This is a genomic window from Microbispora sp. H10830 (genome assembly GCF_014161375.1).
Lineage (GTDB): Bacteria > Actinomycetota > Actinomycetes > Streptosporangiales > Streptosporangiaceae > Microbispora > Microbispora catharanthi.
Genome location: NZ_JABBWX010000009.1, coordinates 62,284 through 83,171, shown reverse-complemented (window position 1 = coordinate 83,171; position 20,888 = coordinate 62,284). Strand labels below are relative to the sequence as shown.

Annotated in this window: 20 protein-coding genes and 1 riboswitch; of the genes, 9 read left to right on the top strand and 11 right to left on the bottom strand. The window is 71.8% G+C overall.

Annotated elements, in window-relative coordinates; all coding sequences use genetic code 11:
• Positions 1-14 precede the first annotated feature (14 nt).
• Together HHX35_RS22880 and HHX35_RS22875 are read left to right on the top strand one after the other, a co-directional pair.
• A complete protein-coding gene (locus HHX35_RS22880; RefSeq protein WP_310739235.1) occupies positions 15-641 on the top strand; it encodes a precorrin-8X methylmutase in 627 nt (208 codons plus the stop codon).
• A gap of 6 nt (positions 642-647) precedes the next feature.
• Complete coding sequence (locus tag HHX35_RS22875) at positions 648-2,144, top strand: precorrin-2 C(20)-methyltransferase (RefSeq protein WP_182900800.1); 1,497 nt, start codon at positions 648-650, stop codon at positions 2,142-2,144.
• Here HHX35_RS22875 and HHX35_RS22870 read toward each other — a convergent pair.
• The 4 genes from HHX35_RS22870 to cobF are packed head-to-tail and all read right to left on the bottom strand — an operon-like array spanning position 2,132 to position 5,596.
• A complete protein-coding gene (locus HHX35_RS22870) occupies positions 2,132-2,884 on the bottom strand; it encodes a cobalt-precorrin-6A reductase (protein ID WP_182900799.1) in 753 nt (250 codons plus the stop codon). The two genes, HHX35_RS22875 and HHX35_RS22870, sit on opposite strands and share 13 nt — an antisense overlap.
• Positions 2,872-3,624: a precorrin-4 C(11)-methyltransferase gene (cobM, locus tag HHX35_RS22865; RefSeq protein WP_182900798.1), complete on the bottom strand. Its 753-nt coding sequence runs from the start codon at positions 3,622-3,624 to the stop codon at positions 2,872-2,874. Before cobM ends, HHX35_RS22870 begins: the two co-directional genes overlap by 13 nt.
• The gene (gene cbiE / locus HHX35_RS22860) at positions 3,624-4,841 is read right to left on the bottom strand and encodes a precorrin-6y C5,15-methyltransferase (decarboxylating) subunit CbiE (protein ID WP_182900797.1); all 1,218 of its coding nucleotides are present in this window, start codon (positions 4,839-4,841) and stop codon (positions 3,624-3,626) included. The genes cobM and cbiE overlap by 1 nt, the downstream gene beginning before the upstream one ends.
• A complete protein-coding gene (gene cobF / locus HHX35_RS22855; protein WP_182900796.1) occupies positions 4,838-5,596 on the bottom strand; it encodes a precorrin-6A synthase (deacetylating) in 759 nt (252 codons plus the stop codon). The genes cbiE and cobF overlap by 4 nt, the downstream gene beginning before the upstream one ends.
• 24 nt (positions 5,597-5,620) lie before the next feature.
• A riboswitch (cobalamin riboswitch) is annotated at positions 5,621-5,825 on the top strand.
• A gap of 30 nt (positions 5,826-5,855) precedes the next feature.
• Between cobF and HHX35_RS22850 the strand changes: the two genes are divergently transcribed.
• Together HHX35_RS22850 and HHX35_RS22845 are read left to right on the top strand one after the other, a co-directional pair.
• On the top strand, positions 5,856-6,068 hold the full coding sequence (locus tag HHX35_RS22850) for a CbtB domain-containing protein (RefSeq protein ID WP_182900795.1): 213 nt from the start codon (positions 5,856-5,858) through the stop codon (positions 6,066-6,068).
• A 19-nt stretch (positions 6,069-6,087) separates the two neighbouring features.
• Positions 6,088-6,834 (top strand): CbtA family protein, encoded by a 747-nt coding sequence (locus HHX35_RS22845; protein WP_182900794.1) that lies wholly within the window; start codon positions 6,088-6,090, stop codon positions 6,832-6,834.
• Between the two features lie 7 nt (positions 6,835-6,841).
• Here HHX35_RS22845 and HHX35_RS22840 read toward each other — a convergent pair whose 3' ends face one another.
• Together HHX35_RS22840 and HHX35_RS22835 are read right to left on the bottom strand one after the other, a co-directional pair.
• A complete protein-coding gene (locus tag HHX35_RS22840) occupies positions 6,842-7,645 on the bottom strand; it encodes an NAD-dependent protein deacetylase (RefSeq protein WP_182901032.1) in 804 nt (267 codons plus the stop codon).
• A 72-nt stretch (positions 7,646-7,717) separates the two neighbouring features.
• Complete coding sequence (locus HHX35_RS22835; protein WP_259405301.1) at positions 7,718-8,326, bottom strand: YceI family protein; 609 nt, start codon at positions 8,324-8,326, stop codon at positions 7,718-7,720.
• Between the two features lie 33 nt (positions 8,327-8,359).
• Here HHX35_RS22835 and tsaA point away from each other — a divergent pair, with 33 nt between their 5' ends.
• Both tsaA and HHX35_RS22825 read left to right on the top strand, forming a co-directional pair.
• A complete protein-coding gene (gene tsaA, locus HHX35_RS22830; protein ID WP_182900793.1) occupies positions 8,360-8,791 on the top strand; it encodes a tRNA (N6-threonylcarbamoyladenosine(37)-N6)-methyltransferase TrmO in 432 nt (143 codons plus the stop codon).
• Positions 8,792-9,733: 942 nt separating this feature from the next.
• Positions 9,734-11,083 carry a glycoside hydrolase gene (locus tag HHX35_RS22825; protein WP_182900792.1) on the top strand — a complete coding sequence of 450 codons (1,350 nt, stop codon included), beginning with the start codon at positions 9,734-9,736 and terminating at the stop codon, positions 11,081-11,083.
• Between the two features lie 73 nt (positions 11,084-11,156).
• On the opposite strand, the gene HHX35_RS22820 is transcribed toward HHX35_RS22825, so the two are convergent.
• Complete coding sequence (locus HHX35_RS22820; protein WP_182900791.1) at positions 11,157-12,026, bottom strand: universal stress protein; 870 nt, start codon at positions 12,024-12,026, stop codon at positions 11,157-11,159.
• Positions 12,027-12,304: 278 nt separating this feature from the next.
• Here HHX35_RS22820 and HHX35_RS22815 point away from each other — a divergent pair, with 278 nt between their 5' ends.
• Complete coding sequence (locus HHX35_RS22815) at positions 12,305-12,991, top strand: CBS domain-containing protein (RefSeq protein ID WP_182900790.1); 687 nt, start codon at positions 12,305-12,307, stop codon at positions 12,989-12,991.
• A gap of 181 nt (positions 12,992-13,172) precedes the next feature.
• Here HHX35_RS22815 and HHX35_RS22810 read toward each other — a convergent pair whose 3' ends face one another.
• Entirely contained in the window at positions 13,173-14,681 is a 1,509-nt protein-coding gene (locus HHX35_RS22810; protein WP_182900789.1) for an alpha-N-arabinofuranosidase, read from the bottom strand.
• A 234-nt stretch (positions 14,682-14,915) separates the two neighbouring features.
• Here HHX35_RS22810 and HHX35_RS22805 point away from each other — a divergent pair, with 234 nt between their 5' ends.
• Positions 14,916-15,713, top strand: a complete 798-nt coding sequence (locus HHX35_RS22805; protein ID WP_182900788.1) for a glycerophosphodiester phosphodiesterase family protein — start codon at positions 14,916-14,918, stop codon at positions 15,711-15,713.
• A gap of 57 nt (positions 15,714-15,770) precedes the next feature.
• Positions 15,771-16,580, top strand: coding sequence for a Gmad2 immunoglobulin-like domain-containing protein (locus tag HHX35_RS22800; RefSeq protein WP_220505754.1), 810 nt, complete (start codon positions 15,771-15,773; stop codon positions 16,578-16,580).
• A 15-nt stretch (positions 16,581-16,595) separates the two neighbouring features.
• Here HHX35_RS22800 and HHX35_RS22795 read toward each other — a convergent pair whose 3' ends face one another.
• The 3 genes from HHX35_RS22795 to HHX35_RS22785 all read right to left on the bottom strand — a co-directional run bounded on the left by HHX35_RS22795 (position 16,596) and on the right by HHX35_RS22785 (position 20,857).
• Positions 16,596-19,487, bottom strand: a complete 2,892-nt coding sequence (locus HHX35_RS22795; RefSeq protein ID WP_182900787.1) for a family 43 glycosylhydrolase — start codon at positions 19,485-19,487, stop codon at positions 16,596-16,598.
• A 167-nt stretch (positions 19,488-19,654) separates the two neighbouring features.
• Entirely contained in the window at positions 19,655-20,284 is a 630-nt protein-coding gene (locus HHX35_RS22790; protein ID WP_182900786.1) for an MBL fold metallo-hydrolase, read from the bottom strand.
• Positions 20,285-20,350: 66 nt separating this feature from the next.
• A complete protein-coding gene (locus HHX35_RS22785) occupies positions 20,351-20,857 on the bottom strand; it encodes an HPP family protein (RefSeq protein WP_182900785.1) in 507 nt (168 codons plus the stop codon).
• Between the last annotated feature and the right edge of the window lie 31 nt (positions 20,858-20,888).

Below are 20,888 nucleotides of genomic sequence, written 5' to 3'. Positions count from 1 at the left end.
GAACAGGGGTGTCCGTGCCCGAGCACGACTACGTCCGCGACGGAGCGGAGATCTACCGGCGGTCGTTCGCGACCATCAGGGCCGAGGCCGACCTGACGGGCCTGCCCGACGACGTGGCCAGGGTCGCGGTCCGCATGATCCACGCCTGCGGCATGACCGACCTGGTCGCCGACCTCGGCTACTCCCCCGGCGTGGTAGCGAAGGCGCGCGCCGCGCTGCTGGCGGGCGCGCCCGTGCTGTGCGACGCGCAGATGGTCGCCTCCGGCGTCACCAGGAAACGCCTGCCGGCCGCCAACGAGATCGTCTGCACACTCGGCGACCCCCGTGTGCCCGCCCTCGCCGAGCGGCTCGGCACCACGCGCAGCGCGGCCGCCCTCGACCTGTGGCTCGACCGTCTCGACGGCGCGGTCGTGGCCGTCGGCAACGCCCCGACCGCGCTGTTCCGGCTGCTCGAACTGGTCGCGGAGGGCGCGGGACGGCCCGCCGCCGTGCTGGGCGTTCCGGTCGGCTTCATCGGCGCGGCCGAGTCCAAGCGCGCCCTCGCGGCGTCCGGCCTGGAGTTTCTGGTTGTCCACGGCCGCCGGGGCGGCAGTGCCATGACGGCGGCGGCGATCAACGCCATCGCCAGCGAGCAGGAGTGACGTGACGTGACAGGTACCCTCTACGGCGTCGGCCTCGGCCCCGGCGACCCCGAACTGATGACGGTGAAGGCCGCCCGCCTGATCGGCGCGGCCGACGTGATCGCCTACCACGCCGCCCGGCACGGCCGCAGCATCGCGCGCTCGATCGCCGCCCACCACATGCGCGACGGTCAGGTGGAGGAGCTGCTCCAGTATCCCCTGACGACCGAGACGACCGACCACCCCGGCGGCTACCAGGGCGCGCTCGACGACTTCTACGCCGACTGCGCGGCCCGGCTGGCCGCCCACCTGGACGCCGGGCGCGACGTCGTCGTCCTGTGCGAGGGCGACCCGCTCTTCTACGGCTCCTACATGCACATGCACAAGCGGCTGGCGCACCGCTACCCGGCCGAGGTCGTCCCCGGCGTCACGTCGATCGCGGGCGCGTCGGCCGTGCTCGGCCGCCCGCTGGTCGAACGCGACGAGACGCTGACGGTCCTGCCCGGGACCCTGCCCGCCGACGTCTTGGCCGAGAAGCTGCGCGGCACGGATTCCGCGGCGGTGCTCAAGCTGGGCCGCACGTTCGAGAAGGTGCGCGACGCCCTCGCCGAGGCGGGCCGTCTCGACGAGGCCTGGTACGTCGAACGCGCCACCACCGACGCCCAGCGCGTCGCCCCGCTGAAGGACGTGGACCCCGGCCACGTGCCGTACTTCTCGCTGGCGCTGATCCCGAGCCCGGCCCAGCTCACGTTCGTGCCGGAGACCGCGGCACGCACCGGCCCGGGCGAGGTCGCGGTCGTCGGCCTCGGCCCCGCCGGACGGCCCTGGCTGACCCCGGAGGCGCAGGAGGTCCTCGCCGGGGCCACCGACCTGGTCGGATACGGCCCCTACGTGGACCGCGTCACGCCCAACCCGCGCCAGACCCGGCACCGCACCGACAACCGCGTCGAGGCCGAACGCGCGCGGCACGCGCTCGACCTCGCCCTCGCCGGGGCGCGGGTGGCGGTCGTGTCGTCGGGCGACCCGGGCGTGTTCGCGATGGCCAGCGCGGTGCTGGAGGCCGCCGCCGACCCGCGTTACGCGGACGTCCCGGTGCGGGTGGTCCCCGGCCTGACCGCCGCGCAGGCCGTGGCGAGCCGGGCCGGCGCGCCGCTCGGCCACGACTACTGCGTGCTGTCGCTGTCGGACCAGCTCAAGCCGTGGGAGGTGGTCGCGGGCCGGATCTCCGCCGCGGCCCGCGCCGACCTCGTGCTCGCGATCTACAACCCGGCGTCGAAGACCCGCACCTGGCAGGTCGCCGCGGCCCGTGACCTGCTGCTCGAACACCGCGACCCGGCCACGCCCGTGGTCGTCGGCCGCGACGTCGGCGGCGCGCAGGAGTCGGTCACGGTCACCACGCTCGGCGACCTCGACCCGGCCACGATCGACATGCGCTGCCTGCTGATCATCGGCTCGTCCACCACCCGCGTCGTCGAACGCGCGGACCGGGCGACCGTCTACACCCCGCGCCGCTATCCCGTGTGATTTTCCGTGTGATCGCGAACCCAGGTGACGGCGTCGGCGACGTCCGCCACCTGGGTGACGCCGCCGGGTGCCGGGGGCCGGTCCACCATGACGACCGGCAGCCCGAGCTCGCGCGCCGCGACCAGCTTGGCGCGGGTCAGCTCCCCGCCGCTGTCCTTGGTGACCAGCACATCGAGCCGGTGCTCGCCGATCAGGGCGCGCTCCCCCGCCACCGTGTAAGGCCCCCGATCGAGGATCACGTGGACGTTCGCGGGCACCGGCGGCTCCGGTGGGTCCACCGACCTGGCCAGGAACCACAGCCCGGTCAGCGGCGCGAAGACCGGCAGGCTGCGGCGGCCCGTCGTGAGGAACACGCGGCTGCCGAGGCCGGGCAGCGCGTCCGCCGCGGCCTTCAGTGACGGCACCCGCAGCCACGCGTCCCCCGGCCCCTCCGGCCAGCCGGGACGCCGCAGCCCGAGCAGCGGCACACCGGTCGCCGCGCACGCGCGCGCCGCCGATTCGCTCATCGTGCGCGCGAACGGATGCGTGGCGTCCACCACGGCGCCGGGGCCGTGCTCGGCGATCCACCGGGTGAGCCCCTCCGGGCCGCCGAAGCCGCCCGATATGACCTCGCCCACCGGCAGCCGGGGGCCGGCGACCCGCCCGGCCAGCGACGACACCACCCGGAGACCGGGCAGGGCGACCAGCCCGGCCGCCAGTGCCCGCGCCTCCGCGGTGCCGCCGAGGATCAGGACGAGCACGCCCGGTCTCGCTCGGCCGAGTAGAGGTGGCTGTCGGGGAACTCGTGCGCCGCCAGCGCCCGGCCCACCACGATGACGGCGGTACGCTTGATCCCCTCCGCGACCACCCGGTCGGCGATGTCGTCCAGGGTGCCCCTGACGATCTCCTCGTCGTCCCGGCTGGCCCGTGCGACGACCGCCACCGGGCAGTCCGCCCCGTACGCGGGCAGCAGCTCGGCCACGACGGCGCCGATCCGCTGGACGGCCAGGTGCAGCACCATCGTGGCGCGGCTGGCCGACAGCGTCGCGAGGTCCTCGCCGGTCGGCATCGGGGTGGCGCGCGCCGACGTCCTGGTCAGGATGATGGTCTGGCTCACCTCGGGCACCGTGAGCTCCCGCCCCAGCGCCGCGGCGGCGGCCGCGAAGGCGGGCACACCGGGGATCACCTCGTACGGCACACCGTGCGCGTCGAGCCTGCGCATCTGCTCGGCGACCGCGCTGAACAGCGAGGGATCGCCCGAGTGCAGCCGCGCCACGTCGAGCCCGGCGGCGTGCGCCGCCGTCATCTCGGCGACGATCTCATCCAGGGTGAGGTTGGCGGTGTCGACGAGCCGCGCGCCGGGCGGGCAGTCGGCGAGCAGGTCGCGTGGCACGAGCGACCCCGCGTACAGGCAGACCGGGGCCGCCTGCAGGGCCCGCAGCCCGCGCACCGTGATGAGGTCGGCCGCCCCGGGCCCCGCGCCGATGAATCGAACCGTCACTACTCGCGCTCCTTCCGCGCCGTCCAAATGGTCACCGGCATCAGGGGACGCCACCCGGTGAAGCCGCCCACCGGCGAGGCGCGCTGCACCGACAACCGCACGAGGTCACCGCCGAGCCGCGCGTGCCACGCGGCGAGAACCGCCTCCGACTCCACGGTGACCGCGTTGGCAACCAGCCTTCCGCCCGCGGCGAGGGCGGCCCAGCAGGTCTCGACCACGCCGGTCCCCGTCACACCGCCACCCACGAAGACGGCCGCCGGGGCCGGCAGCCCGTGGAGCGCGTCCGGCGCGGAACCGGTGACGACCCGCAGGCGCGGCACGCCCAGCGCGTCCGCGTTGCGCCTGACGCGGTCCGCCCGTACGGGGTCGCGCTCGACGGCGACGCCCCGGCACGAGGGGTGGACCCGCAGCCACTCGATGGCCACGCTTCCCGAACCCGCCCCCACGTCCCACAGCAACTCGCCCGGCAGGGGCGCCAGCTTGGCCAGGGTGACCGCGCGCACCTCCTGCTTGGTCAGCTGCCCGTCCGACTCGTACGCGTCGTCCGGAAGCCCGCAGGCCCACCCCAGTGGCTCGGCGTCCGGGACGTCGGCACAGGTCACCGCCACGATGTTCAGGGCCGGCATCGGCTCGGCGCCCGGCCAGCCGGCGGCCGTGCCGTCACGGCGCGATTCGGTCGCCGCGCCGAGATCGCCGAGGACGGTGACGCGGCTCGCCCCGTATCCCCGCTCGGTCAGCAAGCCGGCGACCTGCGCGGGTGTGCCCGCGTCCGCGCTGAGGACGAGGACGCGACGGCCCGGCGCGAGCGCGGCGGTCAGCGCGGCGAGCGGACGCCCGACCAGGCTGACGGTCTCGACGCCCTCGGCGGGCCAGCCGAGCCGCGCACAGGCCAGCGTCACCGACGACACGTGCGGCACCACGCGCAGCCGCTCGGGTCCGAGCAGCCGGGCCAGCGTCGCACCGACCCCGAAGAACATGGGATCGCCGCTCGCCAGCACCACGACCGCGCGTTCCGCGTGCGTGTCGAGCAGCCCTGGCAACCCCGTGACCAGCGGCGACGGGTACGGCACCCGCTCGGGGGCCACCGACGCGGGCAGCAGCGCGAGCTGCCTGGCCGACCCGACCGCGACGTCCGCGGCGATCAGCTCGGCGCGCGCCGCGTCGGTGAGACCGGCCCAGCCGTCCGCGCCGATCCCGACGACCGACACCGGTCTCATCGAGCGGGCTTCCTGAGCAGGTAGGTGTCCATGACCCAGCCGTGCGCCTCGCGCGCCTCCGCCCTGAGCCGCCGGATCTCGCCGGCGACCTCGCGCACCGGCCCGGCGAGGAGGATCTCGTCCTCGGTCCCGACGTAAGCGCCCCAGTAGACGTCCGCGCCGGCGGCCTCCGGCAGGTCGGCGAACGCGCATCCCGCGTCCAGCATCACCACGATGTCGTCGGCGGCCTCGACGTCGGCGGGCAGCCGGCGGCCGGTCGTGATGTGCAGCGGCTTGGCGACCCTGGTCAGGCTGACACGGTGCCGCGCGGCCAGCGCCGACACGCTGCTGATCCCCGGGATCACCTCGTAGTCGAACGGCTCCCCGCCCCTGGCCAGGACGTCCTCGACGATGGCGATCGTGCTGTCGTACAGGGCGGGGTCGCCCCAGACGAGGAACGCGCCGACGCCGTCCTCGGGCACCTCCTCGGCGATGAGCCGCGCGTAGACGTCGGCCCGCCGGGCCCGCCAGCCGGCCACCGCCTCCACGTAGGCGCCGCTCGTACGGTCACGTTCCGGGTCGCGTGCCTCCACCGTCCGGTACGGCTCCCGCGCGTGGGCCGCGATCAGCTCGCGCCGCAGCCGCACCAGGCCGTCCTTCTCTGCGCCCTTGTCGAGCAGGAAGAACACGTCCGCCGACGCGATCGCCGCGGCGGCCTGGAAGGTGAGGTGGGCTGGGTCCCCGGCGCCGATGCCGATGATGAGGACGCGCTTCATAGGTCACGAGTATGGACCACGGCTTGACGTACTTATGCAGACGGTGCACGCTCTAGAGGACAAATCAAGACAGAGGCGACGGTGCGCAGGAACCTGGTGCGAATCCAGGACGGTCCCGCCACTGTGACCGGGGAGTGTCCCCATTTATGACCACGGCCGAGACGGCTGGAAGGTCGGGCGACACGATGAACCGGGAGTCAGGACACTGACCCGTTGTCCTCCATCACCGGGGCGAGCGACCCCGTGAGGAGAAATTCACATGGCTCAGCCGGCCGTTCCCGTATCCCGGCCCCTGCCGGTCACCATCCCCGTACGCGAGATCCTGCCTTGGGCGATCTTCGCCGCCGTGGTCGGGCTCATCCTGGTCTACTTCGTCGGCGCGGAGCAGGGCGCCACCCACCTCATCAGCGGGCACACCGTGCACGAGTTCGTGCACGACGGCCGCCACCTCCTCGGCTTCCCCTGCCACTGAGGCCCGCCGGATGCCCACCATGCGCTCCCTGTTGGTGCGCGGCATGCTCGTCGGCCTCGCGGCCGCGCTGCTCGCGTACGTCGTGGCCTGGTTCGCCGGCGAACCACAGGTCGCCGCGGCCATCTCCATCGAGGAGACCAAGGCCGCCGCTGCCGGGGAGGCAGCCGAGCCCGAACTCGTCAGCCGGACCGTCCAGGAGACCATCGGCCTGTTGACCGCCCTGCTCGTCTACGGCGCCGCGCTCGGCGGCTTCTTCTCCATCGCGTACGCCTTCGCCCACGGCCGCCTCGGCGCCCTCGGCGCCCGCGCCACGGCCCTCGTCGTCGCGACCGCCGGATTCGTCGTCGTGTACGTGACCCCCATCCTGAAGTACCCGCCCAATCCCCCGGCCGTCGGCAACCCCGACACCATCGGCCGCCGGACCGCGCTGTACTTCACGATGATCCTGATCGCGCTGCTGGCCGTCGCGGTCGCGACGTACGCGGGCCGCGCCCTGTCACCCCGGTTGGGCGGCTGGAACGCGACCCTCGCGGGCTTCGTCGTCTACGCCGTCCTCGTAGGCGTCTCGTACGCCCTGCTGCCCCGGGTCAACGAGGTTTCCGGCGACTTCCCCGCCGACACCCTCTGGTGGTTCAGGGTGTCGTCGTTCGGCGTGCAGTTCGTCCTGTGGGCCGCCATCGGGCTGCTGTTCGGCGGCCTCACCGAGCGTTCCCTGCGCCAGGGTGTCCGCACCGAGGCGCGACCGCGTCCGGCCGGAACGGCATGACTCCCCGCTAACGGAGGGTCTCCAGGAGAGAGGTGAGGGCCGGTCCGAGCGGGACGTCGAAGGTCATCAGCGCCTCGCCGTCACCCCGGGTCGGCCCCTGGTTGATGATCGCGACGGGGATCGAGCGGGCGGCGGCGCGCCGGACGAACCGGTATCCGGACATGACGGTCAGCGAGGATCCCAGGACAAGCAGCAGACCGGCCCGCTCGGTCAGCGCGTAGCACTCCTCGACCCGAGACGGCGGCACGTTCTCGCCGAAGAACACCACGTCGGGCTTGAGCACACCGCCGCAGCTCTCGCAGTCCACCGTGCGGAACGTCTCGATCTCGTCCGCGGCCAGGACGGCGTCGCCGTCCGGGTTGATCATCGCCGAGCGGGCCCGCCAGCCGGAGTTGGCCGCGCGCAGGCGCCGGTCCAGCGCGTGCCGCGAGGTGCGATGGCCGCAGGCCAGGCAGCGCACCCGATGCAGGCTGCCGTGCAGTTCGACGACCTCGCGCGCGCCCGCCGCCTGGTGCAGGCCGTCCACGTTCTGGGTGATGATCCCGGCGACCAGGCCACGGCGCTGCAGTTCGGCGACCGCGCGATGCCCGGCGTTGGGAGCGGCGTCCACGATGTGACGCCATCCCAAGTGGCTGCGCGCCCAGTAGCGCCTGCGAGCGGCGGCGCTGCTCACGAAGGTCTGGTAGGTCATCGGCTCGGCCCTGCGCCTGCGACCGGTCTCCCCTCGGTAGTCCGGGATCCCGGACTCGGTCGACAGGCCGGCCCCGCTCAGGACCACCACCTCGCCGTCGGTCACGAGATCGGCCAGCATGCCCCACCGCTCGGCAATCGCCGCGTCGCGCACCACAGTCACGCATCCATGGTGCACGAAGCATCACACATGTCAGCCCCGCCCCTCCCCCAGCCGCACGTCGAAGATGACCTCGACCTCGTCACGCAGCTTGAGCGCCCCGAAGAACGCGGAGTAGGGGCGGATGCCCCACTCGGACTGCACCACGGTCGCCCGGCCACGGGCCCGCCCGTCCGCCAGCGCGCCCTCCACCGTGACCGGCCGCGTGACGCCCACGATCGTCAGGTCGCCCTCGACGCGGAACGCCTCGGGATCGCCCTCGACACGGGTCGACCGGAACGTGACCAGAGGGTGCTGATCCGCCTTGAGGACCTTGTCACGCATGTTCTTCTCGATCTCGACGCGGTCGGAGTCGGTGAGCGGTTTGACTCCGCCCGTGCCCTCCCGGACCCGCATCGAGGCCACCTCGGCCTCCACCGTCACCCGGCAGCCCGCCGGGTCGTCCGGCGTCACCGCCGTCTCGCCCCGCCACCGGGTGACCTCGATCGTCAGATCGTGCCCGGCCTTGGCGCCCAGCCCGGCGCGGCCGGTGAGGACCAGGAGCCGGCCGGACCTCGGCCCCAACGCGTACGTGCCCGCCTCGACGTCCATTTCGTGGGCATTCCCGCGGAACGGGCCGGAGATGTCGGCGCCGGATGACATCGTGGTGATCCAATCGTCCGAAGGAGACGGATCATGAGTGAGCCCGAGACGTTCACCGAGACATTCACCGTGCGGCCCGTCGGCGTCGTACGGTCTGTGCTGACCGACCGCACCGAGGCGCCGCGGCAGGGGCGCGAGGGCGCGCCGGACGCCTGGCTGGAGGTCGACCCGGCCGTCGCGGAGGCCCTTGACGGGGTGACGGCGGGCGACGAGGTGCTCGTCCTCACCTGGTTCCACCAGGCCGATCGCGAAACGCTGCGGGTTCACCCACGCGGGGAGACGAGCAACCCGTTGACGGGCGTGTTCGCCACGCGCTCCCCGGACCGCCCCAACCCGATCGGCCTGCACCGGGCCACGGTCCTGGAGGCCGACCCGGTCCGCGGCCTGCGTGTGCACCCGCTGGAGGCCATCGATGGCACTCCTGTCATCGACATCAAGCCGGTGCTGGACGCGGTCGAGCAGTGACAACCTTCCGAGCTCCTTTACGTTGTAGATTTAAGTGACGCTCTGAGCCCGCATGTCACGGGGTCCCCCCAGACAGATGAAGGCCCAGCGGTCGGTGCCGGCTTTGCGCCCCTCCCAACGCCGATGAAGCCGATGAATGCGATCGGCGTTTGCGAAAAGGGCGGGTGCGCGCCTCGGCGCGAAGCTCACAGGCGATCGAATCATGCGGAATTCGACGACGCGGGATTTCGCGCCGAGTGGCGGGAGACGGGCGCACGAACCGGCGAACACGCCGGAACAACCCCGTGACCGTCCGCCGCCCGGCTTCACCCACCGGCCCGACTGTGTGAGCTATTACCGGTAATCGATCAGAAACTTTCGGACTCGGACTGATATTTCGGGCCGGATTTTAGGTCCGCCGCTAACGGCCGTCAAGAGCGTCCACACAGCAGCCGAGACCGTGCGACCCGAGAAGGGTCCTCATGACGACACGGCGTTTGCCCAGGTAGAGCCGTCATCAATCCGGCCCTTCCATGGCCGGGGCCGGTCGATGCGAGCGGAGCCCCGATGAAGGCATCCGTCGCCGGGCCGACAGGCACAGCGCGCGACCCTACGGCCGGGGAGCGGATTCCCACCCGTCGGACCGGAGGAGCGGTCTGAAATTTTCGCCAATCCGGCCCGACGTATTGAGCCGGACTATCCGGCGTGCTATCACTATGGGTGTTCACATTCGGTGCGATTTCCGGGCCCTGCCAAACTTCGGGGTTCCGCGGCAATCTCAGGTATGCGCACGATTCCTCCACCCCAATCATCAGCCGAAATTGTTAACGCTATCAATGATTGGCCGCACCGGGAGAGACTCGCGCGCGAAGCCCTGTCGCGAACCGCCGGCCTTGCCGAAAGGTCCCGAGATCCCTGTTCTGGCGCCAAAGCCTCCCCCGACAACCGACCACCGGAGTAGCCATGCGTAGACATCTGATCTTGGCCTCACTGCTCGTCGTTCCACTGATCTGGCAGGCGCAGCCGGCGGCCGCGTCGGCGGTCGCCATCGACATCGACAACAGCGCCAAGTACCAGAAGATCGACGGGTTCGGCGTCTCCACCGCGTTCCGTCGCAATGAGCTGATCAAGGCCCTGCCGGAGGACAAGCAGCGGGAGATCCTCGACCTGTGGTTCAGCCGCGAGAAGGGTGCCGGGCTCAGCGTCCTCCGGCTCGGCATCGGAGCGAGGCCGGCGGGTGTCCCGTACGACCAGATGGTCTCGATCCAGCCGGAAGACCCGGGCGGCCCGGCCGCACCGCCCAAGTACGTCTGGGACGGCGACGACAACAGCCAGGTCTGGATGGCGAAGGCGGCCCGGAGATACGGGGTCGAGCGCTTCTTCGCCGACGCCTGGAGCGCCCCCGGCTACATGAAGGACAACGGCGACGCGAGGAACGGCGGCACGCTGCTGCCGGAGTGGCAGCAAGCCTACGCGAACTACCTCGTGCAGTACGCGAAGTTCTACGAGCAGGAAGGCATCAAGATCACCGACTTGGGCTTCACGAACGAGCCCGACTGGACGGCCCCCTACGAGTCCATGCGCTTCACTCCTGACCAGGCCGCCCAGTTCGTCAAGGTGCTCGGCCCGGTGGCCACGGCCGCGCACGTGAATCTGGTGTGCTGCGACTCGTTCGGCTGGAACCAGGCCAAGGCGTACACGGAGGCGATCGAGGCCGACCCCGAGGCGAGGCGCTGGGTGAAGGTCCACAGCGGGCACTCCTACGCCAGCCCCCCGACCTCCCCGCTGCCGACGGACCGGAACACCTGGATGTCGGAGTGGGGCCCCAGCGGCAACACCTGGGACGAGAAGTGGGACGACGGCAGCGGCCAGGACGGCATGACGGTCGCGCAGGCCATCAACGACGCGCTCACGCTCGGCAACGCCTCCGCCTACATCTACTGGCTGGGGGTCTCGAGCGGCTCCACCAGGGCGTTCATCAGCGTTGACACCACGAACAAGACCTACAGGGTGTCCAAGCGGCTGTGGGCGATGGCCGCCTACAGCCGGTTCATCAGACCTGGCGCGGTGCGAATCGGCGCGACGGCCTCGGACCCCGCGCTGAAGGTCTCCGCGTTCCGCAACGCCGACGGCTCCCGCGTCATCGAGATCCTCAACACGGGCACGGGCCCCGTCACCTGGGACACGATCAAGGGGCATGGCCGGGCGAGGGCGTACGTGACCGACGAGAACAACGCGGTGGTCCCCGTCGCCCTGCGCGGCAAGAGCGTGACGATCGCGCCGCGCGCCCTGACCACGATCGTCCTGGGCTGACTCGTCCCGCATCGCTGAACGAGGGCCACTCCTGCGCTCCGGCGCCGGTGGGGCCCTCGGCCGGTCCGCGCCTTCAGTTCTCGCCGTCGCGGGGCCGTACTACCGCGACGGGGCAGTGCGCGCGGTGCAGCACGGCGTGACTGACCGAGCCGATCAGCGCGCCGCGCACGCCGCCCAGCCCCCGCGACCCGACGACCACGAGGTCGGCGACGAGCGAGGCCTCGGCGAGCGCCGGGACGGGGTGGCCGCAGACCGCCGACTCGACGAGCGGGACGTCCGGGTGCTTGTCACGCCACGGCGCGAGCCGCAGCCGCGCCGCCCGGCACTCGTTGTCGAATATCTCCTGGAGTGCCGTTCCGTATCCGACCGCGAAGGGCGAGAACATCGGCATCTCCCAGGCGTACACCGCGTGCACCCGCCCGTGCCGCGCCCGGGCCTCCTCGAAGGCGAACTGCAGAGCCGCCTCCGAATGAGGTGATCCGTCGAAGCCGACGACGACCTCGTGGTACTCGTCCCGATGCGGTTTGCGCACCACCACGACAGGGACCTCCGCGTGACCGGCCAGGCCGAGGCCGACGGAGCCCAGGACCAGGCCGGAGAAGCCGCCCATCCCTCGGCTGCCGACCACCAGGGCGTCGGCACCGGCCGACCCGGTGCGCAGGGTATCGACGACCGCCCCCTCGACGAGCTCCGTGGTCAGCTCCAGACCGGGGGCGATCTCGCGGGCGCGGGCGGCGGCCGCCGCGAGCACGCCCTCGCAGAACTCGCTGTAGGACTGGGCGAATCCTTCGACGGCGTGGAACGGGTATTCGTGCGCCCACGGCTCTCGCACGTGGACGATCCTCAGGGCGGCCCCCCGGCGCCGCGCGTCGTCCGCCGCCCACTCCAGCGCCGCCGTCGCTGGGTTCGATCCGTCGACGGCGACGACGATCTGTCCGGCCATGTACTTCTCCTCCTGTGCTCAAGCGGTACGCGGGCGCGCGGGGGTTGGTGCTCCCGGCCACCATCGCACCGTGTCCGCTGCCCATGGCGCAGCAGCCGAAAGTCCTCAAGCGGAGGGACTTCCGCCCGCCCGGCTGCGCGCGGGCCCGGCGCGGAAGGCCGGAACGGCGGCGGGACCTTCGGCCCTGCCCGTGGGCCCCGGCCCGGGGATGGGATGGAAGTCGCGGGCCGCTCCCCCGAACAGAAAGGCGGCGCCCCGCGACCGGAAGGGAGGCCGCCATGCACATGAAGGTGCAGGACGTCATGACCACGGACGTCGCGTCCGTCCACGCCGGCACGCCGTTCAGGGACATCGCCGAAGTGCTGATCGCACGCGCCGTGGGCGCCGTTCCCGTCGTGGACGGGAACGGCCGCGTGATCGGCGTGGTCTCCGAGAGCGATCTGCTGCGCAAGGAGGAGTTCAGGGAGCAGTACTACCGTGAGGGCTACCGGCCGCCCCTGCGCGCGCGGCTGCGCGCCCGCCTCGGCCAGGAGGCCGGGGCGCGGACCAAGGCGGCCGGTGAGACGGCCGCCGACCTGATGACCTCCCCCGCCGTCACGGTCACCGCCGGCACGACCACGGTCGCGGCCGCCCGCCTGATGGACGAGCACGGGGTCAAGCGGCTGCCCGTCGTGGACGCCGAGGGCCGGCTGCGGGGCATCGTCAGCCGCCACGACCTGCTCAAGACGTTCGTACGCGCGGACGGCGACATCGAGCGCGAGGTGCGCGTGGAGATCCTCGACCGGAGCCTGTGGGCCGACACCTCCAGGGTGGGCGTCCACGTCCACCACGGCGTGGTGACGCTCACCGGCCAGATGGACCGGCACAGCGCCGCGCGGATCGCCGTACGCATGACGCGCAGGGTCAGCGGCGTCGTCGACGTGGTGGACGAACTGCGGTGGACGGAGGACGACGCCCCCACGTAAACCAGGCGCATTGATCACGAAAAGCGCGGATCGCGTCGAGGTTCCTCGGGGCGAGGAGGTGATCGGGCGGCCTGGACAGAGAAGCCGGGGCGGGGGTGCGCGGCCCCCGCCCCGGCTCGATGACCCACCCGTAGACGCGCCGCCGCAGGACGGCGGCCAACGAGTGTAGGGCGGTCGCCGGTCAGCCCCTCGACAGCCTGATCACGTTCCAGGAGACCGGCGGCAGCACGATCCGGAGCGGATCGCTCCGGTGGTCCGTGTTGGGCCGAGGCGCCACCCGATCGGGGTCGTCGGCGGTGTTGCGGGCGTAGACGTCCTCATGGGTGAGCGTCGTCGCCTCGGCGATCCGGACGGCGCCTCCACCCGCCCCCAGTGGACCCGCGTCGAGCTCCAGCTCCAGCGGCTCGGCCGTCGACCTGTTCACCACGAACAGCGTCGTGCCCGCCTCGTCCTGAGTGGCGACCGCGTGGAGCACGGGCACCTCGCCGAACTCGGCCGTCTCGTACGTCGGGCAGACGGGCTCGACCCGTACGACGTCGCCCCTCGCGTGCCGTGCCGCCTGCGCGAACGGGTGGAAGGTCGTCTGCCGCCAGGCCCGGCCGCCCGGCTCGGTCATGATGGGCGCGATCACGTTCACGAGCTGGGCCATGCAGGCCGCCGCGACCCGGTCGCTGTGCCGCAGCAGCGTGATGAGCAGGCTGCCGAAGGCCACGGCGTCGGCGAGGTGGTAGTGGTCCTCCAGGAGCGGCGGCGCGACCGGCCAGTCCTGCCGGGGCGCCGCGGCCTGGACGCGGCTCAGGTACCAGACGTTCCACTCGTCGAAGGAGAGGGAGATCTTCTTGCGGGAGCCGAGCCTGGCCCCCACCTGGTCGGCCGTGGAGACGACGGTGGAGATGAAGTGCTCCATGTCGTTGGCGCAGGCCAGGAAACCGCCGAGGTCGCCGTCCTTCTCCTCGTAGTAGGCGTGGCAGGAGATGTGGTCGACCAGGTCGTAGGTCTCCTCGAGGACGGTCGCCTCCCAGGTGCCGAAGGTCGGCATGGAGGAGCCGGAGCTGCCGCAGGCCACCAGCTCGAGACCGGGGTCGACCATGCGCATGGCCCGGGCGGTCTCGGCGGCGAGCCTGCCGTACTCTCGGGCGGTCTTGTGCCCGATCTGCCAGGGGCCGTCCATCTCGTTGCCCAGGCACCACATGCGGATGTCGTGCGGCTCCTTGGCCCCGTTGGCGACCCGCAGGTCCGACAGCGCGGTGCCGGACGGGATGTTGCAGTATTCGAGCAGGTCAACGGCCTCCTGCACGCCGCGGGTGCCGAGGTTGACCGCCATCATCGGCTCCAGGCCGGCCACCCGGGTCCACCGGACGAACTCGTCGACCCCGATCTCGTTGGTCTCGGTGCTGTGCCAGGCGAGGTCGAGCCGCCGCGGGCGCCGCTCGCGCGGGCCGACGCCGTCCTCCCAGCGGTAGCCGGAGACGAAGTTGCCGCCGGGGTAGCGCACGGTGGTCACGCCGAGCTCACGGGTGAGCGCGAGCACGTCGCGGCGGAACCCCTCCTCGTCCGCCGTGGGGTGGCCTGGCTCGTAGATACCGGTGTAGACGCAGCGGCCGAGGTGCTCGACGAACGTGCCGAACGTGCGGCGCCGTACGGGGGCCACCCGGTGGGCGGGATCGATGGTCAGCTGTGCCTGGAGCACGAGGATCTCCTTCAGCGGGCAGGGGGCACGCGGGCCGATTGTTAGCGTTCGCATTGTCTATGGTCAAGGTCTCGTTTCGGAAGACTCGACTATTGACTCGCCTGCTGTTATCGCTAACAGCTCTCTCGTGCTCGGATCGCACCGATGACCGCCGTCCGGCCGTTTCTTGATCTCCCGATGACCATGCCAATACGATGCCGCGCTGACGACACAGGCGATCTCGGGGGTTGGACGATGAGGTTCACGACTGCTCTGTGTGCGGCTGCCGTCCTCGCCACGGGCGCGACGGTGGGCGCCACGCCTGCCACGGCGTCCGGGGCCGGCGCGCTGCCGCGCTGCCCGCTGGTGTTCGGGCACGGGGGTTACCCCGAGGGTGCGAACGGCTGGGCGAAGGACCAGATGCGCCAGCCCAACAACATGCGGGGGCTCCACGACCAGAAGTCCTGGGGAGCCGACGGCGTCGAGGCCGACGTCCAGCTCACCAAGGAGGGGACCAAGGCCGTGATGTGGCACAACAGCACCACTCACGGGCTGACCGGCACACAGCAGAAACTCACCGGCATCTGGTGGACGTACGGCGCGGGGAACCTGGCCGGCCGCCGCATCATCCGGGGGCCGTACCAGGGCGAGCGGGTCTACTCGCTGCGGCAGTGGCTCGACCAGGCGCGCTCCCTGGGACTGGTCGCGCTCCTGGAGATCAAGCCCGAGACCAAGCCCGTCCTGACGAACCTCAAGTTCGCGGCGCAGGGATGGAAGGAGATCTCCGACCCGATCAGGGAACGCCAGGCGAAGCAGCGGATCATGGTCTACTCCAACGACCCCTGGATCCAGAGCGAGCTGGCCAAGCGTCACCCCACCCTCCTGAAGGGGTCCGCCGGCCGGTGGACCGACAGCGTCCACTGGACCGAGCCGGTTCCCTCGTGGAAGGGCAACGTGTCCCAGTGGCAGGCGGTGCTCAACCAGTCCCCCGGCAGCGTCATGACGAACTACCCCAGGGAATACCGCGCCTGGCTGCGGGGCAAGTGCCGCTAGGGAATGTCCGACATCCCGCCGGGCATGCTCTCAGTCAAGGAACCTCTCGTGGCGGGAGTGCGCATCGTGACTGGCGGTGTAACAAACGGCCGGCCGGGCCGGGCCCGATGGGCGCCCGCCGTGCTGGCCGCGCTCGGCCTGCTGGCGGGCGCGTGCGGAACCGGCCCGGGAACCGTCCAGCGGAGCGGCGCGGGAACCGTCCAGCGGAGCAGCCCGGTGGCCACCACCCCCACCCCCTCCGCGGGTGCCCTCGTGGCGGGCCGCTACCAGCCGCTGTGGCCGTTCGCGGACGAGAAACAGGTGCGGGACTGGCAGGAGAGCTACCGCTCGGGCGGCCACCAGCCCTGGCACCTGGACGCGGAACGGACCGCGCTCTCCTTCACCCAGGGGTTCCTAGGCTTCACAGGCGTCGACCAGGTGGTCAAGCGTACGGTGACCGGCGGGGACGCCCGCGTCTCGGTCGGCATCCGCGGCGAGGGCGGCGGACGGCCCGGCATCGCCGCCGTCATCCACCTGGTCAGGTTCGGCACCGGGCCGGACGCGCCATGGGAGGTGGTGGGCACCGACGACACCACCTTCTCCCTCACCACTCCCAGGTACGGCGCTCTCGTGTCCTCACCCGTCACGGTGGGCGGGAGGATCACCGGAGTGGACGAGAGCGTCCGGGTGCACGTGCGCGCGACCGGGACCGCCCGCCCCCTCGGCGAGCGCTGCTGCGTCTCGGCCGGAGGGGACGACGTCCCCTGGTCCGCCGCGGTGACCTTCCGCGCGGCCCCGGGCCGGACGCTCACCCTCGTCGCCAGCACCGGCGGTCACGTGGCGGAGGTCGAGCGCTTCACCGTCACCGGCGTCCGGGTCGCGCAGTAGGTTCACACGCCGGGCCTACGTGGCGTGGACGACGACGCTGCCGTGGGCCGCGTCACCCGCTCCGTTCTGGTAGATCACGTCGCCGGTCCTCTCGTCCCAGATCCGGACGGCGAAGCGGTCCACGCCGTCACCGTCGCGGGTGTCGCCGTCGCGGGCGACGACCTCGAAGCCGTACCGCCCGGCGCCGCCGATCGTCCCGATGCCGCGGTAGCGGACCTCCCCGCCCGAGACCACGAGCCAGTCGTACGCCGTGGACTGGAAGCTCAGGCGCCCGGCCTGGAACGAGAAGGACGTGTTCCCGATCGGGACCGCGTAGTCCTTCCCGGCCGCGTTCTTCGCGTACTTGGCCACGAACCCGAAGGTGGCCATGCCGGTCAGCGCGGGGTTGGCGCGGTAGGCGCCGGAGGGCGAGTCGATCCAGCCGCCGCCGGTGACGAAGCCGGCGTCCCGGTCGTACACGACCACCGGACGGCCGGTCGCCGTGGCGGTCGCCCCGTCGTCGTCGGCGACGGCGACAGCGGGCTCGTGGACGCCCGGCTTCGCGTAGGTGTGCCGGGCCGTGCACGTCCCGCCGGCGACCGCGCCGGACGAGGTGGTCCCGTCCTTCCAGTCCACCGCGCAGGTGAGTTCGTCGTTCGCGCCCCGGTCGCCGGCCGGGGCCGAGAGGGTCACGCGCGTGCCGGCCTCGACCGGGCCGGCGGGCGTGACGACGTCCCCGGCCTCGGGGGTGGCGTTGGCGACGGTCACCTTCGCGGTGTCGCGGCTGCGGCCGGAGGTCAGCGTGACGGTGTAGGTCCCGTCGTCATCGCAGGTGACTGCGGTCTCGGCGGCGCCGGGATCCGAGAAGGAGCAGGTCGCGCCGGAGTCGACGCCCTCACCGGGCTCGTAGCTCCACTTGGCCGCGCCGCTGGCCGACCCGGCCAGCCGGATCGGTGAGCCCTCGCTGCCCTTGGCGTCCGGCCCGGCGTTCGCGACCGACACCGGGCCGACGCTCTCCAGCGTCGGCACGACCTTCTTGATCAGGCCGTTCTCGTCGAACTCCATCCGGTCGATCGTGGTCTCCCGGTGGGTGCCGTCGCCGCCGGGGACGGCGAAGCGGTGATAGGCGATGTACCAGTCGTCGGTGCCCGGCACCCGTACGACGGAGTGGTGGCCGGTGCCCTTGATCCCGAGGGACGGGTCCTTCTGCAGGATCACGCCCTGCTTGGTCCACGGGCCGAGCGGCGAGGCGCCGGTGGCGTACGCGACCTGGTAGTTCTCGTCGCGCGTGTCGTTCTCCGACCACATGAAGTAGTAGATCCCGCCGCGCTTGAAGACGAACGAGCCCTCGTTGTAGCCGCTCGGTCTGTACGTCTTCACCTTGGCGGGGTCGAACGACACCATGTCGTCGTTCAGCGGCACCTGGTAGGAGTTGCCGTTGCCCCAGTAGAGGTACGCCCGGCCGTCGTCGTCGACGAACACGTCGGAGTCGATCATCTGGCCGCTGTAGGTCCCGGCCGCCACCAGCGGCTTGCCCAGGGCGTCCCTGAACGGCCCGGTCGGCGAGTCGGACACGGCGACGCCGAGGTGCTTGCCGGTGTTGCCGGTGGCCATGCCGCCGCTGAAGTAGAAGTAGTACGTGCCATTCCGCTCGGCGATCGTCGGCGCCCAGGCGCTGTTGTCGGCCCAGGTCACGTCGGGTCCGAGGTCGAGGACGACGCCGTGGTCGGTCCAGTGGACCAGGTCCTTGGACGAGAACGCGTGGAACTGCGTGCCGCTCCAGCCGGCGAAGCCGTCGGTGGTCGGATACATGTAGAACGTGTCGCCGAACACGGTGATGTTCGGGTCGGCGTACAGGCCGGGGATCACGGGGCTCTTCATCACCCGTGCCTCGACCGTCCAGGTCCGCCGGGCGCCGTCGGAGCCGGTGACGGTGTAGGTGACCGGCTCGGACAGGTCGCGCACGGTGCCGGAGGCCGGGCTGATGCTCGCCCCCGGGACCAGCGTGAACGCGGGCGCGAGCCGGGTGAGGTCGGTGCCCTCCTTCACCGGCAGGACGATCCTGCCGTTCGTGCCGTCCACGATCGCCGGGACCTTGAGCTCGGGCAGCGTGGCCGCGCCGACGGCCGCCGTGTTGCCGGAGACCTGGAGCACCTCGGTCGCCGACAGCGCGTGGTCGTAGATCCGGAAGTCGTCCACCTCACCGGCGAAGTAGGGGTCGGCCGCGTAGAGCGACTTCCCGATGTATCCCGTGTAGTCCTTGGTCGCGTCGTACAGGTCGGAGGGCTTGACCGGCACGTCGGTCGCCCGCGCCACCTCGGTGCCGTCGAGGTACATGACGGCCGTCCTGCTGTCGCCGTCGACGGTCACCGCGACGTGCTTCCAGGCGCCGCCCGGCAGGGCCGGCCCCCCGGACAGCTTCGACTCGGCCTGCCAGCCGCCGGTCGTGATCGCCGAGTAGAGGATCTTGCTGCCGTTGTACGGCGAGGCGAACAGGTATCTGGTGCTGTCCGGGCCGAGGCCGTACAGCCACTGGTTCACTGTCGTGGAGGCGTTCCACTTCACGTACGTGGCGACGGTGACGCCGCTGCGGCCCTTCAGCACGCCGTTCGGGATCTTCACGTACGGCGCGGTCGTGGAGGAGGACGATCCTCCGGCCATCTTGAACGAGCCGCCCTCGACACCCTGGCCGAAGGCGGGCGTCCGCTCGTAGCCGCCGTCGTTGCCGTGGCCCGAGGCGTCGTGGACGACGGTGCCGCCCGTCTCGTCGAACGTGTACCGCAGCAGCAGGCCGGACGGATCCGCCGCGCCGGCCGCGTGCGCCGGGGTCACGAGCGGGCCCGCCACCAGGGACAGCGCGGCGACGGCCGCGAGGGCGAGGCGAGGGGAGCGAGGGAGGCGTCGTGGGGGGGTGGTGCGGCTGTGCATCGTCTCTCCCGCCGGCGGCTCGGGACCACCGGGCCTTGTTGGGCCTTGTTAACGCTAACATCACGAGACCCACGCCGCCCCCGTACGTGTCGGGGGCGGGTGAATCGGTCTCGTGAGTGTCAACCGCGGGGCGGCTGATCGTCAAGACCCCGCGTGAGGCCCGGGTGTCAGCGACCCCGGCGGATCCACTCCTCGAGGTGCGGCAGCTCCGCGCCGATCGTCGTACTGTCGCCGTGGCCGGTGTGGACGACCGTCTCGGGCGGCAGGACCAGCAGGCGGTCGCGGATCGAGTCGATGATCACACCGAAGTCGGAGAACGAGCGCCCGGTCGCGCCGGGACCGCCCTGGAACAGGGTGTCGCCGGTGAAGACGACGCCCAGGTCGGGCGCGTGGAAGCAGCAGGCGCCGGGAGCGTGCCCGGGAGTGTGGAGCACTTCGAGGCGGGTTCCGGCGACCTCGATGACCTGCCCGTCGGACAGCGTGCCGCCGGGCTCGCGATCGGGGTGGGTGAGCCGCCAGACCGGCAGGTCGGCCGGGTGCAGCAGGACGGGCGCCCCGGTGGCCTCCGACAGGTCCGGCGCGACCCGCACATGGTCGTCGTGGGCGTGGGTGGCGAGGATGGCCAGGACGCGCCGGCCCGCGATCACGTCCGTGATCGCCTTGACGTCGTGGGGCGCGTCGAACACCACGCACTCGGCGTCGTCGCCGAGCACCCACACGTTGTTGTCGACGTCGAAGGTCTGGCCGTCCAGGCTGAAGGTGCCCGACGTGACGGCATGGTCGATACGGGCACTCACTTGATCACCACCGTGCGGAACATGCCCTTATTCTGCACACGGTTTCCCAGGAGTCACGACCGGGGGTCACGGCCCCTGCCGTTGGTCCTCGGCCGTCCGCGAGGGCTTGGGCGGCAGCACCGGCTCCAGACGGAACATCCCGGCCGACACCTCCTCGTGCGGGGGCGCGGCCCCCCGCCTGCCCGCGACCGCCACGAGCACGTCGGTCACGGTGACGAGACCCTGCAGGGTGCCGGAGGCCCCGATGACCGGGACGACGTCCACCCCCGACTCCAGCATCACGGCCGCAACGGCGGGGAGCTGCGCGTCGGGCGCCACGTGCGGGCATCTGCGCCCGCTCAGCAACTGGCGCACCTGGCTGCTCGACTGCTCCGCCGGCCCGCCCGACCAGTGGGCCGCGATGTCCTCCCGCGTGAGCACGCCGATGATGCGGGAATTGGAATCCACCACGGGCAGGTGATGCATCGACCCGCGGCGCATGAGTTCCCAAGCCATGAGCGGCGACTCGTCCGGCTTCACGGTCACGAGCACCCTGCTCATCACGTCGGCGGCGGTCATGGCTTCTACGGTCATCGTTCCTCCCCGCGGGGCGGCGCGCCCTGGA